Raw genomic sequence first — 13,614 nt, 5'->3', positions numbered from 1 at the left:
AGTTCCAGATGTTGGCTCGTTTGACCCAGGCGCTCGGCATCGCTGTCGTTGCGATTCCTGCTGGAAGCCTGCTTTTCCTTTACATGAGCGGGTCTGACGCTTCCCCGCTGGTGCCGATCGCCATGAGCGCCGCCTGCGCCCCGCAAACGGCAATGCCATGCACCGTCGCTGCTACAGCCGCCGCACGGGTGGAGGTCCCTGCAAATATCGAGACGCCGGCGGCGGAGCAGGCTGGAGCGCACCTGTTTCGGGAGAACTGCGTCCAATGCCATGGGGCTCCAGGCCTTGCCGCGACCGTCCAGGGGATGACCCCGGCGCCTCCGAACTTGTTGCTCGCCGGCCGGCGGAACGATCCCGCCGAGGTCTTCCCGAAGATCAAGAATGGCATTCCCGGAACAGCAATGCCTGCCTGGGGCGATCAGATTCCGGATCAAAGCATCTGGGCGCTCGCGGCGTTCCTTCACCATTCTCGGGGCATCTCGGCGGACGCATTCGACGCACTGAGCACGGCAGAGGTAAAGCCCGGAGAAGGGGCACACTAACCGGCGTCCGTCCGCGACGGAAGCGAAACACCAGCCAAGGCCATCGGCGCATTCTGCCCCTCAGCCTGACGACGCCAGTTTTGGATTGAGGAACAGCAGCGTGGCAAATGTAACAGGCCGGCCCGCGCTCGGCATGGCACTTCAGGAAATTCGCGGCGATTGAGGAGCGTTCGTCGTCCTCGGCGTCGCGAAAGCCAACCTATTCGTGGCAACTTCGGCTTCGGTCCTCTACATCGGCGCCCGCCGCGGCGGAATATTGGTATCTGCCAAGTGTCGTTGCCGCGGCTACCCCAAGAATGATTCTTGCCCATCCTTTCCATCTCCGTAAGATTACGCGCCCATTAAGACGGAGGTATAACTTAAAGTATCAAAATTTATGCCGATTAAATACTTTCGTTCCATCGCTGAATAGATTTGCTCGAAATATATCAAAGGCGGGCTTTTCATACACTTTGAAAAAGCCAACCTTGATGGAGTTTATTATGCGAAAATCAACATTAATCTTAACGACGATCGCTTTGGGCGCAGTGCTGGCGATTGGTTCGGTGTCAGAATCGATGGCCCGCGGCGGTGGTGGTGGCCACGGCGGCGGCTTCGGCGGTGGCGATCATGGCTTCGGCGATCGTGGCTTCGGTCGCGGTTATGGCGGCGTTGGGGGGTGGTGGGACGATTGGGGTCCTGACTACTATCCTTACTATGGGAACTATGCCGCAAATGACGACGCTAATGTCACTTCCTGCGAGGCGCGGTACCATTCGTACAATCCCGCCACCGGGACATATCTTGGATATGACGGACATCGTCACTACTGCTCGCGACACTGAGCCTTTCGGATCCGGGCTCCACAGACCAGTGGGGACCGGATCCCTGTGGTATCGACCGGGTGTGACTCGATCGACATGTTGGAATGAGAGCGGGGTGAGACGTGTCGCATCGCGACACCACCCGAAAGCGGCCGGCACCAGCGATCAACACAGAAAAGGTAACGGTTCCAGCGCCACATCCAGGCCGGCGCTCACTGCCGTGCCGCCACCCGGCAACTGCGCAAGCAGCCGAGACCAGACGTTTGAAGAGGACTTTGCCTTGTAAAGCTAGGGGTCAAGCTTTTCGAGTGTGGCCAGCAACTTGTCCGAGGTGGCGGGAAAGTCGCGGATACGTGCGCCGGTAGCGTTATGAATGGCGTTCATGATCGCGGCTCCGGCGCCGCAAATGCCCAGTTCGCCGACGCCCTTGCTGCCGAGGGGACTGCCGTGCGGATCGGCCTCATCCAGAAACACCACGTCCATCGCGCCGACATCGGCGTTTACCGCGACATGGTAGTTGGCCAGGTCTTGGTTGATGAAGGAGCCGAAGCGCAAGTCGACATGGTTTTCCTCGAGCAGCGCCGAGCCGATGCCCCAGGTCATGCCGCCGATCATCTGCGAGCGGGCGGTCTTTGCATTGAGGATGCGGCCGGCCGCGAACACGCCGAGCATGCGTCGGACGCGCACCTCACCGGTGTCCCGATCGACGCCGACTTCCGCGAAATGCGCGCCGAAGCCGGCGTGCGAATACGCCTCGTCGAGATCGGCGGGCGTGACCGACCCCAAGGCTTCCGTCGTTCCGGAGGCGCGCCCGGCCTTGAGTTTGCGGCAGGCCGCAAGAACCGCGGAACCGGACGTCGCCGCCCCAAAAGAGCCGCCCGAGCCGGCGGTGGGCGGAAAGCGAGTGTCACCAAGGCGAACCGCAACACGGTCGACCGGCATATCCATCGTGTCGGCGGCAATCTGCGTCAGGATCGTGTAGGAGCCGGTGCCGATGTCAGTCATCGCCAGCTCGATGGTCAGCCGGCCGTCGCTCTCCAGCCGCGCCCGCGCCGTCGCGCTCTGCAGCACGTCGCCGCGGATCGCCGAGGCGACGCCGAGGCCGACAAACCAGGGCCCGTCGCGAACGCTGGCCGGCTTTGCGACGCGCTTGTCCCAGCCGAAGCGGGCAGCGCCCTCACGCAACGCCTCTGCGAGATGGCGCGAGGCGAACGGCCGATCCTGCTCAGGATCGCTCTGTGTGTCATTGCGCAAGCGCAACTCGACCGGATCGAGGCCGAGGGCGTCCGCCAGCTCGTCCATCGCGCATTCGAGCCCCAGCAGGCCGATCGCCTCGCCCGGGGCGCGCATCGAATCCGAACGCGGCAGATCGAGCTTTGCGCGGCGATGCCGGGTCAGCCGGTTGGGCGCGGCATAAAGCCTGCGGGCCGCGTCGACGACCGGCTCGGTGAACTGGTCGAAGCGCGCGCAATGTACCAGTGCTTCCTGGCCGTACGCGGTCAGCCGGCCATCGCGGTCCGCGCCCAGTCGTATGTGCTGCTCGGATGCCGTGCGGTGTGTCGTGGTATGGAAGAGCTGCGGGCGTGTCATTGCCACCTTCACCGGTCGACCAAGCGTGCGGGCGCCGATCGCGGCGAGGGTCGCGTCCACATAGTACGGTAACTTGCTGCCGAAACCGCCGCCGACATAACGGGTGATGATACGGACATCCTCCTTGGGGATGTTGAACGTTCGGGCGAGACCTTCCTGCGGACTCGCCGTCAACTGCGCGGAGGTGTGCACCGTCAACATCTCGCCCTCCCATGCCGCCATTGTCGCATGTGGCTCCATCGGAGCCTGATGCTGATAGGGCGTTGTGTACTTTGCGTCGATCCGCACCTGTGCGTTGGCAAAGGCGGATTCGAAATCACCCGTGGCACTGTCGGCGGGAGCATTGCCGTCGATCCGGCCGGGGTTTTCGGCGGCAGGACCCGCGGCATGCAGGTCATAGTCACCCGGTATTGGATTGTACCGGATGCGGACCATCGCGGCGGCCGCGCTGGCCTGCTCGAACGTTTCGGCGACCACGAAGGCGACAGGAAAGCCGAAATAGAGCACCTCGTCGGTGTTGAGCGCGGGCTCTGCCCGCGCAAAGCGGTCCGGCAGATCGACCGGACCCCAGGGCGCCTGGGCCGGCGCATTGTCCTTGGTGAGCACGAGCAGCACGCCCGGCAAGCGTTGTGCATCGCGCGCATCGATTCCCGCGATGCGGCCCTTGCCGATCGATGCGCTCACGATCACGCCGTAGGCGGCGCTTCCTTGCGCCGCGTACTCAAAGGCATAGATGGCCCGGCCAGTTACCTTCAGTCGCCCATCGATGCGATCGAGAGGAAGCCCGATTACGTCGGCGTGCTTGCTTTCGGCCATGCTCGCTTCTCCTCAGGCGCCGACAGCGTCGGCCAGTGTGGCCCGCAGCGTTCGGCGTGCGAGCGGGATCTTGAAGTCGTTGTGGCCATAGCCACGCGCATTTTTGAGCGCGGCTATGCCGGCGGCATCAAAAGACGCTCGAGTCGCCGAGGCGCCGTCCAGCGAGGCTTCGGCTTCCGCCGATCGCCATGGCTTGTAGGACAGGCCGCCGAACGCGACGCGCGCGGCGCGCACCCTGTCACCCTCGCGCTCTACGACGACAGCGACCGAAACGAGCGCGAACGCGAAGGAGGCGCGATCGCGGACCTTGCGATAGACTTGACGACCCTTCGGCGGCGGCGGCAGGAGCACCGACCGGATCATCTCACCCGGTGCCAGAACCGTTTCAATATGGGGCGTGCTGCCGGGCGCTCGATAGAGCGCGTCGATCGGGATGGTCCGAATTGCGCCATCAGCAGCGACGGTCTCCACCCGCGCATCGAGTGCCGTCATGGCGACCGCCATATCTGACGGATGCGCGGCGATGCAGTCGTCGCTCACGCCCATCACGGCGTTCATCCGGTTGATGCCGTGCAGCGCCGCACATCCGGACCCCGGCACACGTTTGTTGCACGGTTTAGTGGTGTCATAGAAGTAGGGGCATCGCGTACGCTGGAGCAGATTCCCACCGGTCGTGGCCTTGTTGCGAAGCTGCGTCGAGGCGCCCGCCAGGATCGCCTGCGACAGCAGCGGATAGAGGCGGCGGACGCGCATGTCGGCGGCAAGCGCGCTGTTCGTGACCCCCGCGCCGATGCGCAGGCCACCCTCCCCCGTGCTTTCGATGATGTCGGCGAGCGGCAGCAGACCGATGTCGACCAGCAGTTCAGGCGTCTCAATCTGCAGCTTCATGAGATCGATGAGGTTGGTGCCACCGGCGATAAACTTGGCTCCCGGTGCGGCTGCAGTGGCACAGGCGGAAGCGACCCCGCTTGCCCGTTCGTAGCGGAACGGCTTCATCCGCGGCCTCCCTCGTTCACGTCGCGGATTGCTGCAACAATGTTGGGATAGGCTGAGCACCGGCAGATATTGCCGCTCATCCGCTCGGCGATCTCGGCATCCGACAGCGCTGGCCGGGTCGCGCCATCCGCTGTCACATGGCTTGGCCAGCCCGCCCTGTGTTCGGCCAGCAACGCGACGGCCGAGCAAATCTGACCGGGCGTACAGTATCCGCATTGCAATCCATCATGGCGCACAAAGGCGGCCTGCATCGGATGGAGATCGCCGTCCTCTACCAGACCCTCGATGGTGGTGATCTCATCGCCGTCGTGCATAACCGCAAGCGTCAGGCAGCTGTTGATGCGCTGTCCGTTGACGATTATCGTGCAGGCGCCGCACTGTCCTTGGTCGCAGCCTTTCTTCGTGCCGGTCAAGGCGAGGTGCTCGCGCAGCGTATCGAGCAACGTCGTGCGGGGGTCGAGATCGAGGGCGTGCTGCCGCCCGTTGACGCTCAATCTGACATTCTCTTTCGGCAACGATGAGGGTTCTGCGGTCGCCTCGGCAAATGCTGGCGGCGAAGCCAGCACCATGGTCGTAACCCCGGCTGTCCCAAGAAACCGCCGCCGGGATATGGATGAGCGAGGAGTGAGTTCTCTTTCCATGGCAGTGTCTCCGACTGGATGCGGATGAGGACGTACCCGTTTGACCGAAAATGAAATCGCGCATTTTTGCGCGATATGGCCCGGTCTTGCGTTGATTTCAGGAAACTTTCGTCGGACTGGAGCTTTGCGTATCCGTCGGTGAGGCCTTTGAGGAACGATGAGAGCGCGCTCTTCACAAGCGCCGAGGAAGGTACCGCAGCCGCGCTGCGATATCGCTTCGAACGCGCCGCTGCACGCTGCTATCGCAAAAGGCGCAAGCGAAAAGCAGAGCCAGCAATTTCGGACAAGCAAAACAGCTTTGATAGGATCACAGGAAGATGGCTGCGAGCAAAGCTGTATGCCTGCGCTCAACGCGATTGATGGATGGCAGCGCGCCGCGAGGCCCGCTGCTGAATCCAGCGGCAACCATGCCTCGAACTGAGGCCGCCTTTCACCACCGACAAGGAGCCATCCATAGACATGGTGACGGAATATCCCTCAATTCGTATTATCAGCCCGACCACTTTCGACGCGGGCACGGCACAGACGCCTGGCTCCGTTCGCCTGGCCGCGGTCGCGCCGCAGCTCGGCATCGAATCGGCGATATGGGGCGGGCTGTTCGAGGTCATGCCTGGAGCCAGTACAGGCATCCACCATCATGGAGAGCAGCAGACGATTGCCTATGTCTTATCGGGCACCTGCAAAGTCCGCTGGGGCGTGAGGGGAGAATACGCCGCGAGCGCGAAAGCCGGCGATTTCATTCATGTGCCTGCATTCCTGCCACACATGGAGATCAATCCATCGGATTCGGAGCCTTTTCACTGGGTGGTCGTCAGGAGCACCCCAACGCCAATCGTGGTGAACCTCCCTAATCATACGTGGCCATGACGGTTACGCTTCGTGCGAGACACGTCACGGCACGTCGGGACGGGGATCGCCGACGAACATGCTCCGGTTCGGCATCTCGATCGCGCTCAGTGTCTTGGCGTCGAGCGTTGCATCCGCCGGAAGCAGTCCGTTCAGATTGAGGATGTAGGCGGAGACCGCGTAGACATCCTCGTCGCTCAGCGATTGCGGCGCCGTCAGCGGCATCGCGCGGCGGATGTAGTCGAACAATGTCGGGGCGTACGGCCAATAGCTGCCAACGGTTTTGACCGGATTTGGCGTCGCCAGCGTGCCTTTCCCGCCGACCAATTTGTCGCCAAGCCCGCCCTCGCCCTTCGCGCCATGACAGGACGCGCATTGCTGATCGAACACCATACGGCCTTGACTGACACTGCCACTTCCCGGCGGAAGGTTTTTGCCGTCGCGATCGATATCGATGTTCCAGCCCGCAATCTCAGCCGACGTTGCTGATCGACCGATGCCGTAGGGGCCTTGCGCCTGAGCGCGCACAACGAATGCCAGCCCAAGCACGGCGAGCACCGCGATACAAAACTCACGCGTTGCCATTGGACACCTCGCCATCCGCTGCGATGCGCCACGGCCAAATGGCGTTGTTGTGGTAATAATAATTGTCGCCACGCACGGCGAGAAGCTCGGCCAATGTCGGCTGGACGTAACCCGTCTCGTCTGTTGCTCGGCTTTGAATCACGGCCGGTCCACCGCCCCATTGCCAGGGAAGCCTGAAGCGCGTCAGCGCCCGCGTCAGCACCGGCTCCTGCAGCTGGGCGTCTTGCCAGCTCTTGCCGTCATCGACCGAAACCTCTACCCGCTTGACCTTGCCATGTCCGCTCCAGGCGATACCGCTGATCTCGTGAAAACCCGGTGCGCTCAGCCGTTGGCCACCCGAGGGCCGCGTGATGATGGACTTGGCTTCCATGTAGAACGTGAAGTCACGTGCCGATCCGTCTGGCATCAGGTCGGTGTATTTGGATGTTTCTTCGCGTGAGTAAGTCGGTTCCGCAGTGACGTGCAGACGGCGCAGCCACTTTATGCTCATGTTGCCCTCAAAACCCGGCAGCAGAAGCCGCAGCGGATAGCCTTGCTGCGGGCGTAGGCGCTCGCCGTTCTGGCTGTAGATCAGCATCGCGTCGTCGAGACATTTTTCGATCGGAATGCTGCGTGTCATCGCTGCTGCATCCGCGCCTTCAGCAACGACCCATTTCGCGCCTGGCTGCAGTCCTGCTTCCTGCAGAACGACCTTCAGGCTGACTCCGGTCCATTCGGCGCAACTCACGAGACCGACAAGGTCGGATGCCGTCTTGCCGTAGGGTTTCTTGTAGGAGGGATTGCCGGAGCATTCGAGAAAATAGATATGCGATTCCGAAGGGAAGCGCCGGATGTCATCCATGGTGAAGATCAGAGGCTTGTCCACCAAGCCATGCAGCATCAGTCGATGCTGCGCCGGATCAATCGTGGGCACCCCGCTATGATGGCGTTCGTAGAACAGTCCGTTTGGCGTGATGATGCCATCGAGATCCTGCAGCGGCGTCCGTCCCGATGCGGACAGATATTGCGGCAGATTCTTCGGGATATTCTTGATAACGCCCTTCTCGAACGGCGAAGGCGTTCCATAGGGCTGGCTTCCCATCGGGTCGCCGGGCGTCTTCATCCATTCCGGAATGTTGGGCGGCAGATTGTCAGCACTATCGCTTGCGGCCAGCGCTTCGTTGCCCGCGAGGCTGCCCGCGACGACGGCTCCGCCCAGCAACGCACCACCTTCGCGCAGAAACCGCCGGCGTGATGTCAGGCCAAGATCATTGTCGACGTCGGTTGGCACGGTCATCGCGTCTCCTCCATTCGAACACAGCGACGATAAAGCACCGCAAACGGGACATCGGAACGGGACATCATCGGTCAGCAAGACGTTGACCAGCCGTTATTGTGTGGAGCTATGGCGACCGCGCGTCGATGAATTGTAATTCATCAAGGCAAGGCACCGCTTGCCGAGGATTGCTGCTCTTGCGTCATTCTTGCCGTTAGGCGACCGACCCTAAACCTAAGTATTCCCTTCTCAACCGGACGTAACAGATAGATAAGCCTTCGTTTAATAGTCCGGCTCATCGACCTGCGGTTACGTTCGGGGTGTAACTTGGGTAACCGGATGGCACTACAATGACAACCGATAGCACCAGCACTTCACCCGACCGGATGGACTTGACCGTCGGAAGACAAGCAATTCTTCCGCTATTGGTGGCGTTTTCCATCGCTTGCTTCGCGGGCGCTTTGGTCACCGATATCGTCTATTGGCAGACCGTAGCCGTGACGTGGGAGACGTTCTCCATCTGGCTGATAACGGCCGGCCTCATCCTGGCAGGCTTTGCGGTCATAGCTTTCGTAATCGACTTTGTCCGCGGCAAGCGAGGCCGTACGCTTGCCTTGCCTTACGCGGTTGGCTACGCGCTCGCCGTTCTGCTCTCGCTGATAAATGCCTTCGTCCACAGCCGCGACGGCTACACGGCAGTTGTGCCAACGGGCCTGACGCTTTCCGCCCTCACCATAATCATCCTGTTGATCGGTGCCTGGGTCGGCTCGGTATATCGCTATCGCATTGGAGCAAGCATATAATGCACGCTGTCAAAATTGCACATTCGATGAAGCGGCCTCGTCTGGCCTCTCTCGTTGTCGCTGTTGCCGGGCTGGGTCTCGCCGGCTGTGACAATGGTGGCGGCGACCCCAGCAAACAGGTCGGTGCCAATCCCCCGCTGCCCGCGCTGCAGCAGTTTTTGGTACCGCCGATAAAGGTCGCGAAAGTCGTCGCATGGGGACAGGAAACTCCGACGGTGCCGGCGGGATTGCAGGTCCATGCTTTCGCCACCGGCTTTGAGCATCCAAGATCCCTCTACACCCTTCCCAACGGGGACGTGTTGGTGGTTGAAAGCAATGGTCCGAAAGCGCCGATCTACCGCCCCAAGGACATAGTTCAAAGCTGGGTCACCTGGTACGCTGGCGCAACCGCCGAGGGCGGAAATCGCATCACGCTGCTCCGCGATACCAATGGCGACGGCGTTCCCGAGCTGCGAACCGTTTTCCTAGACCGCCTCAATTCACCCTTTGGCGTCGCATTGGTTGGCCATGATCTCTACGTTGCCAACACCGATGGAATCGTCCGCTATCCCTATCAGGACGGGCAAACCAGCATCAGTGCCCCCGGCACCAAGCTAACCGACCTGCCAGGTGGACCCATCGATCATCATTGGACAAAAAGTATGGTGGCCAGCCCGGATGGCTCCAAGCTCTATGTGGGGGTCGGATCAAACAGCAACATCACCGAGAACGGAATTGGGGCCGAATATGAACGAGCTGCGATCTGGGAGGTCGACCGGGCATCGGGCGCCCATCGTATCTTCGCCAGCGGCCTGCGCAATCCGACAGGGCTTGCCTGGGAGCCTGTGACCGGCAAGCTCTGGGCCGTCGTCAACGAGCGCGACGAGATCGGTCCCGACCTGGTTCCGGATTATCTGACCTCGGTTCGGGACGGAGCTTTCTACGGCTGGCCCTATAGCTATTACGGCCAGCACCTCGACCCGCGGGTCCAACCGCAGCGACCGGACCTGGTGGCCACGGCGATCCCGCCGGACTACGCCTTGAGCTCTCACGTGGCGCCATTGGGTGTGGCGATGTATGCAGGCACCAATCTTCCCCCAAGCTACCACGGCGGTGCCTTCGTAAGCGAACATGGAAGCTGGGATCGAACCCCCCTCAATGGCTACAAGGTGGTTTTCGTGCCGTTTAGCGGCGGACGGCCCAGCGGCCCGGCGCAGGACGTCGTCACCGGCTTCCTCGATGCGAGCAATCAGGCGCGCGGACGGCCTGTTGGTTTGGCGGTCGATCGATCCGGCGCACTGTTGGTAGCAGACGACCTGGGAGACACCGTATGGCGGGTGTCGTCGAACGGTTCCCCGACCGCGTCCAACAACTGACGCAACAGGCGATCGAACAAGAATCCGGCTGCAACGATCCGCAATAGCAGCATCGGACGATGCTGCCGGATTCGGTTTCGAGTTTTTCAGGACGTTTTGTTTCATTTGTCCATTTTCAAAGTGATGGACGAGCCATTGCACACCGATGCCTCGCAATGGCTGATCAGCGACCGGATCGGTCCTTTCGGACCGGCGCAACAGGAGAAAACAAATGAAGAAGAGCTGGACCAAACCGAGCATGTGCCAGGTCCCCGCAAGCCTGGAAATATCGCGGTATCTGCCTGCAAGAATGACTCCCAAGAAATAGGCAGCAGAGGTGCGTGTCCCCGGGTCAGGGGCACGCACCTTCCCATCGGGTAAACCCATGACAAGCCTGGACGCGTACGATGTCGGCCGTGACGCTTCCACGGTTGCGATTTCTGGGGGCGATGGAGAACGCCGCGAAGTGGAAACCACCGTGGGCCTGAAGATCGTCGGATCGGCCGCAGGCGGCGGTTTTCCGCAGTGGAACTGCAATTACCGGCTGAGCCGTGCGGCCCGTGCCGGGGCAGCGGGCATCTCCCAGCAGACGCAATCGAGCCTCGCTGCATCCGCCGACGGTCGCGACTGGGTTCTCTTCAACGCCTCCCCCGACATCCGCCAACAGATCGCGCAAACGTCCGAATTGGAGCCCAGCGCCGCCGCGCCGCCGCGCTCGACGCCGATCCGAGCGGTGGTGCTTACCAATGGCGATGTCGATCACGTCGCCGGCCTGCTCACCCTGCGCGAGCGCCAGCCTTTCGCCATCTATGCAGCGACGCAGGTTCTGGCAGTACTCGAGGCGAATTCAATTTTCAACGTGCTCGATCCGGCAATCGTGCCGCGGCGCGTGCTCCCGCCGGAAGGTGAACTGAAGATTTGCGATGCGAACGGCCGGAAAACTGGCGTGACGATCGAGAGCTTCGCAGTTCCTGGAAAGGTGGCGCTCTATCTGGAGGATTCCGCCCTGCCCGAAGCCGATTTCAGTTCCGACAAGGGCGATACGATCGGGGTGCGCATCACCAGCGACAATGGCGGCGGCTCGGTCTTCTATATTCCCGGCTGCGCGCGCATCGATGCGGTTTTGCGCTCGCGTCTGGACGGCGCGGCCTGCCTGTTGTTCGATGGCACGGTCTACACCGACGACGAGATGATCGCAGCCGGCGTCGGAGAGAAGACCGGCGCGCGCATGGGACATCTCGCAATGTCGGGAGAGACAGGGTCGATCGCCAGGCTGGCCGGCGCGGAGATCGGACGCCGCATCTTTGTCCACATCAACAACACCAATCCGGTTCTCGACGAAAACTCGTCCGAACATGCGGTAGTCAGGGCGTCGGGCTGGGAAGTCGCAGATGACGGCATGGAGATAGAATTGTGAGCGGTTTCCATGACGCGGCCAGAAGCGGATTGTCCGCAACGGGACTGGAAGCGGTGCTCCGGCAGGTAGGCGCCGAGCGCTGTCACAATCGCCACCTCTTCCACCACAGGATGACCGCGGGCTCCCTATCGAAGATCGAGATGCAGGCCTGGGCGTTGAACCGTTACTGCTACCAGGCGGTCATTCCCCGCAAGGACGCCACGATCCTCGCGCGCGCCAAGGATCCGACCTTTCGGGCGGCGTGGCGCAAGCGCATAGAGGACCATGACGGCGAGGATGGCCGGAGCGGCGGCGTGGCACGCTGGCTGCATCTCGCAGCCTCGCTCGGTCTTGATGCGGATGCCGTGGAAAGCGGGAGGCTGGCGGTCGCCTCGTCCCTGACGGAACTGATCTCACCAGCGATTATAGGCGAGCGCGTACCGGCGCTTCAGCATGCCTATGGCGAGGAGAAGAACATCCCGCCCGGCGCTTTCCGGCCGCAGGAAGCATAATGACGGCGCCGCGCGAAAGAGCAATGGTCTCGCTGCGGTCGGTGCCGTCGCTGCCAAAACATGTGCGCATCCGGCTCGATCCCGTGCGACAGGCTATTGCCGTACTTTCACCGGAGCAAATTTTCTGGCCGAACGACATCAGCCTCGACATCCTGCGCCGTTGCGACGGACGCTCCCCCGTTGGCCAGATCATCGCCGATCTCGCAGTGGCATATGACGCACCGGAGGGAGAAGTGGCCGGCGACGTCACCGCTTTCCTCCAGGAGTGGAGCGACAAATTGTTGGTGTCGCTATGAACGGGTCCCATATCCCACCTATCGCCATGCTGGCGGAACTGACCCACCGCTGCCCGCTGCAATGTCCTTATTGTTCCAATCCAACCGAACTCCTAAAGGCCAATCGCGAACTCGATATGCAAACCTGGCTCGATCTGTTCCGGCAAGCCGCGGACCTCGGCGTTCTCCAGGTCCATCTTTCGGGCGGCGAGCCGACGCTCCGCCGCGACCTCGAGCAATTGGTTGCCGGCCTTTCCGAACGCGGCGTCTATACCAATCTCATCACCGCCGGCGTCGGCATCGCCGAAGGCCGCATCGAAGCCTTGGCCGAGGCCGGTCTCGATCATATCCAGGTGAGTTTCCAGGGCGCACGATCGGCGACGGCCGAGCTGATCGGACACTATCGCGGCGGCTTTGAGAAGAAGCGGGAGACGGCGAGGCGCGTGCGGGCGGCTGGCTTGCCGCTCACCATTAACGCGCCGATCCACCGCCACAATATCGAGGAAGTGCCGGAATTCATCGAGCTTGCGCTCTCGCTTGGCGCCGAGCGGCTGGAGATAGCCAACGTACAGTATGCAGGCTGGGCGCTCGTCAATCGCGATGCGTTGATGCCGAGCCGCGCTTCCGTCGAGCGGCAAGTGGAAATTGTCGAAGCCGCCCAGGAGCGGCTGCGTGGGATCATGAACATCGATTTCGTCACGCCGGATTATTTCGCGATCTATCCCAAGCCCTGCATGGGCGGTTGGGCGCATGACGCTTTCATGGTCGCACCCGACGGCACTGTGTTGCCTTGCCACGCCGCGCAGACGATCCCCTCATTACGCTTCGAGCGTTTCGGGCCACGCACGCTGGCCGAGATCTGGGCCGATTCACCGTCGTTCAACGCTTTCCGTGGAACGGATTGGATGCAGGAGCCGTGTCGTGGCTGCGAACGGCGCGAGATCGACTGGGGTGGTTGCCGATGTCAGGCGATGGCGATTGCCGGCGATCCCGCCGCGACAGACCCGGCCTGCATCAAGTCGCCGATCCACGCTCGCATGGGAAAGTTTATCGACGATGCCCTCACAACTGCGGTTTCGGTGGGAAGCCAAAGCGACAAAGCCGCTGAAAGCTTCGTGTATCGCCGCATAGCCCCGCCACAACCCGGCCTGCCAAACGCGCCTAGTGGTCGAGATAGATTTCCGTAAACAATACTGGAAATACTTCCACAGGATCGGCAT

General features: G+C 61.9%; 14 protein-coding genes. 9 read left to right on the top strand and 5 right to left on the bottom strand.

The window, feature by feature from the left end; all coding sequences use genetic code 11:
- The first annotated feature begins 20 nt into the window (after positions 1-20).
- Both NKJ08_RS12445 and NKJ08_RS12440 read left to right on the top strand, forming a co-directional pair.
- The gene (locus NKJ08_RS12445; RefSeq protein ID WP_352526901.1) at positions 21-542 is read left to right on the top strand and encodes a c-type cytochrome; all 522 of its coding nucleotides are present in this window, start codon (positions 21-23) and stop codon (positions 540-542) included.
- 296 nt (positions 543-838) lie between these two features.
- Positions 839-1,366, top strand: coding sequence for a BA14K family protein (locus NKJ08_RS12440; RefSeq protein WP_352781878.1), 528 nt, complete (start codon positions 839-841; stop codon positions 1,364-1,366).
- A gap of 267 nt (positions 1,367-1,633) precedes the next feature.
- Here NKJ08_RS12440 and NKJ08_RS12435 read toward each other — a convergent pair whose 3' ends face one another.
- The 3 genes from NKJ08_RS12435 to NKJ08_RS12425 are packed head-to-tail and all read right to left on the bottom strand — an operon-like array spanning position 1,634 to position 5,388.
- Positions 1,634-3,751, bottom strand: a complete 2,118-nt coding sequence (locus tag NKJ08_RS12435; RefSeq protein WP_352781877.1) for a xanthine dehydrogenase family protein molybdopterin-binding subunit — start codon at positions 3,749-3,751, stop codon at positions 1,634-1,636.
- A 12-nt stretch (positions 3,752-3,763) separates the two neighbouring features.
- Positions 3,764-4,747 (bottom strand): FAD binding domain-containing protein, encoded by a 984-nt coding sequence (locus tag NKJ08_RS12430; protein ID WP_352778413.1) that lies wholly within the window; start codon positions 4,745-4,747, stop codon positions 3,764-3,766.
- Positions 4,744-5,388 (bottom strand): 2Fe-2S iron-sulfur cluster-binding protein, encoded by a 645-nt coding sequence (locus tag NKJ08_RS12425; RefSeq protein WP_352781916.1) that lies wholly within the window; start codon positions 5,386-5,388, stop codon positions 4,744-4,746. Before NKJ08_RS12425 ends, NKJ08_RS12430 begins: the two co-directional genes overlap by 4 nt.
- Positions 5,389-5,847: 459 nt before the next feature.
- Here NKJ08_RS12425 and NKJ08_RS12420 point away from each other — a divergent pair, with 459 nt between their 5' ends.
- Entirely contained in the window at positions 5,848-6,255 is a 408-nt protein-coding gene (locus tag NKJ08_RS12420) for a cupin domain-containing protein (protein WP_352526906.1), read from the top strand.
- A gap of 24 nt (positions 6,256-6,279) precedes the next feature.
- Here the strand turns inward: NKJ08_RS12420 and NKJ08_RS12415 are convergent, their stop codons facing one another.
- Both NKJ08_RS12415 and soxC read right to left on the bottom strand, forming a co-directional pair.
- The gene (locus NKJ08_RS12415; protein ID WP_352526907.1) at positions 6,280-6,819 is read right to left on the bottom strand and encodes a c-type cytochrome; all 540 of its coding nucleotides are present in this window, start codon (positions 6,817-6,819) and stop codon (positions 6,280-6,282) included.
- The gene (gene soxC, locus NKJ08_RS12410; RefSeq protein ID WP_352781915.1) at positions 6,806-8,095 is read right to left on the bottom strand and encodes a sulfite dehydrogenase; all 1,290 of its coding nucleotides are present in this window, start codon (positions 8,093-8,095) and stop codon (positions 6,806-6,808) included. The genes NKJ08_RS12415 and soxC overlap by 14 nt, the downstream gene beginning before the upstream one ends.
- A gap of 329 nt (positions 8,096-8,424) precedes the next feature.
- On the opposite strand from soxC, the gene NKJ08_RS12405 reads away from it, so the two are divergent.
- The 6 genes from NKJ08_RS12405 to pqqE all read left to right on the top strand — a co-directional run bounded on the left by NKJ08_RS12405 (position 8,425) and on the right by pqqE (position 13,581).
- Positions 8,425-8,877 carry a DUF2231 domain-containing protein gene (locus NKJ08_RS12405; RefSeq protein WP_352526909.1) on the top strand — a complete coding sequence of 151 codons (453 nt, stop codon included), beginning with the start codon at positions 8,425-8,427 and terminating at the stop codon, positions 8,875-8,877.
- Positions 8,878-8,903: 26 nt separating this feature from the next.
- Positions 8,904-10,232: a PQQ-dependent sugar dehydrogenase gene (locus NKJ08_RS12400; RefSeq protein WP_352526949.1), complete on the top strand. Its 1,329-nt coding sequence runs from the start codon at positions 8,904-8,906 to the stop codon at positions 10,230-10,232.
- 457 nt (positions 10,233-10,689) lie between these two features.
- On the top strand, positions 10,690-11,628 hold the full coding sequence (pqqB, locus tag NKJ08_RS12395) for a pyrroloquinoline quinone biosynthesis protein PqqB (protein ID WP_352781914.1): 939 nt from the start codon (positions 10,690-10,692) through the stop codon (positions 11,626-11,628).
- The gene (locus NKJ08_RS12390) at positions 11,625-12,119 is read left to right on the top strand and encodes a thiaminase II/PqqC family protein (protein WP_352781876.1); all 495 of its coding nucleotides are present in this window, start codon (positions 11,625-11,627) and stop codon (positions 12,117-12,119) included. Before pqqB ends, NKJ08_RS12390 begins: the two co-directional genes overlap by 4 nt.
- Positions 12,119-12,415 (top strand): pyrroloquinoline quinone biosynthesis peptide chaperone PqqD, encoded by a 297-nt coding sequence (gene pqqD / locus NKJ08_RS12385; RefSeq protein ID WP_352526911.1) that lies wholly within the window; start codon positions 12,119-12,121, stop codon positions 12,413-12,415. Before NKJ08_RS12390 ends, pqqD begins: the two co-directional genes overlap by 1 nt.
- Positions 12,412-13,581, top strand: coding sequence for a pyrroloquinoline quinone biosynthesis protein PqqE (gene pqqE / locus NKJ08_RS12380; RefSeq protein WP_352781875.1), 1,170 nt, complete (start codon positions 12,412-12,414; stop codon positions 13,579-13,581). The genes pqqD and pqqE overlap by 4 nt, the downstream gene beginning before the upstream one ends.
- The last annotated feature ends 33 nt before the right edge of the window (positions 13,582-13,614 follow it).

This window comes from Mesorhizobium sp. M0244 (assembly GCF_040321795.1).
Taxonomy (GTDB): domain Bacteria; phylum Pseudomonadota; class Alphaproteobacteria; order Rhizobiales; family Rhizobiaceae; genus Mesorhizobium.
This window is presented reverse-complemented; position numbering and strand designations above follow the sequence as displayed.

Coding starts and splice junctions, on each gene's coding strand:
- pqqE (WP_352781875.1), top strand. CDS start 12,412: ATGAACGGGTCCCATATCCCACCTATCGCCATGCTGGCGGAACTGACC.
- NKJ08_RS12400 (WP_352526949.1), top strand. CDS start 8,904: ATGAAGCGGCCTCGTCTGGCCTCTCTCGTTGTCGCTGTTGCCGGGCTG.
- NKJ08_RS12430 (WP_352778413.1), bottom strand. CDS start 4,747: ATGAAGCCGTTCCGCTACGAACGGGCAAGCGGGGTCGCTTCCGCCTGT.
- NKJ08_RS12440 (WP_352781878.1), top strand. CDS start 839: ATGATTCTTGCCCATCCTTTCCATCTCCGTAAGATTACGCGCCCATTA.
- pqqD (WP_352526911.1), top strand. CDS start 12,119: ATGACGGCGCCGCGCGAAAGAGCAATGGTCTCGCTGCGGTCGGTGCCG.
- soxC (WP_352781915.1), bottom strand. CDS start 8,095: ATGACCGTGCCAACCGACGTCGACAATGATCTTGGCCTGACATCACGC.
- NKJ08_RS12435 (WP_352781877.1), bottom strand. CDS start 3,751: ATGGCCGAAAGCAAGCACGCCGACGTAATCGGGCTTCCTCTCGATCGC.
- NKJ08_RS12405 (WP_352526909.1), top strand. CDS start 8,425: ATGACAACCGATAGCACCAGCACTTCACCCGACCGGATGGACTTGACC.
- NKJ08_RS12415 (WP_352526907.1), bottom strand. CDS start 6,819: ATGGCAACGCGTGAGTTTTGTATCGCGGTGCTCGCCGTGCTTGGGCTG.
- NKJ08_RS12420 (WP_352526906.1), top strand. CDS start 5,848: ATGGTGACGGAATATCCCTCAATTCGTATTATCAGCCCGACCACTTTC.
- NKJ08_RS12425 (WP_352781916.1), bottom strand. CDS start 5,388: ATGGAAAGAGAACTCACTCCTCGCTCATCCATATCCCGGCGGCGGTTT.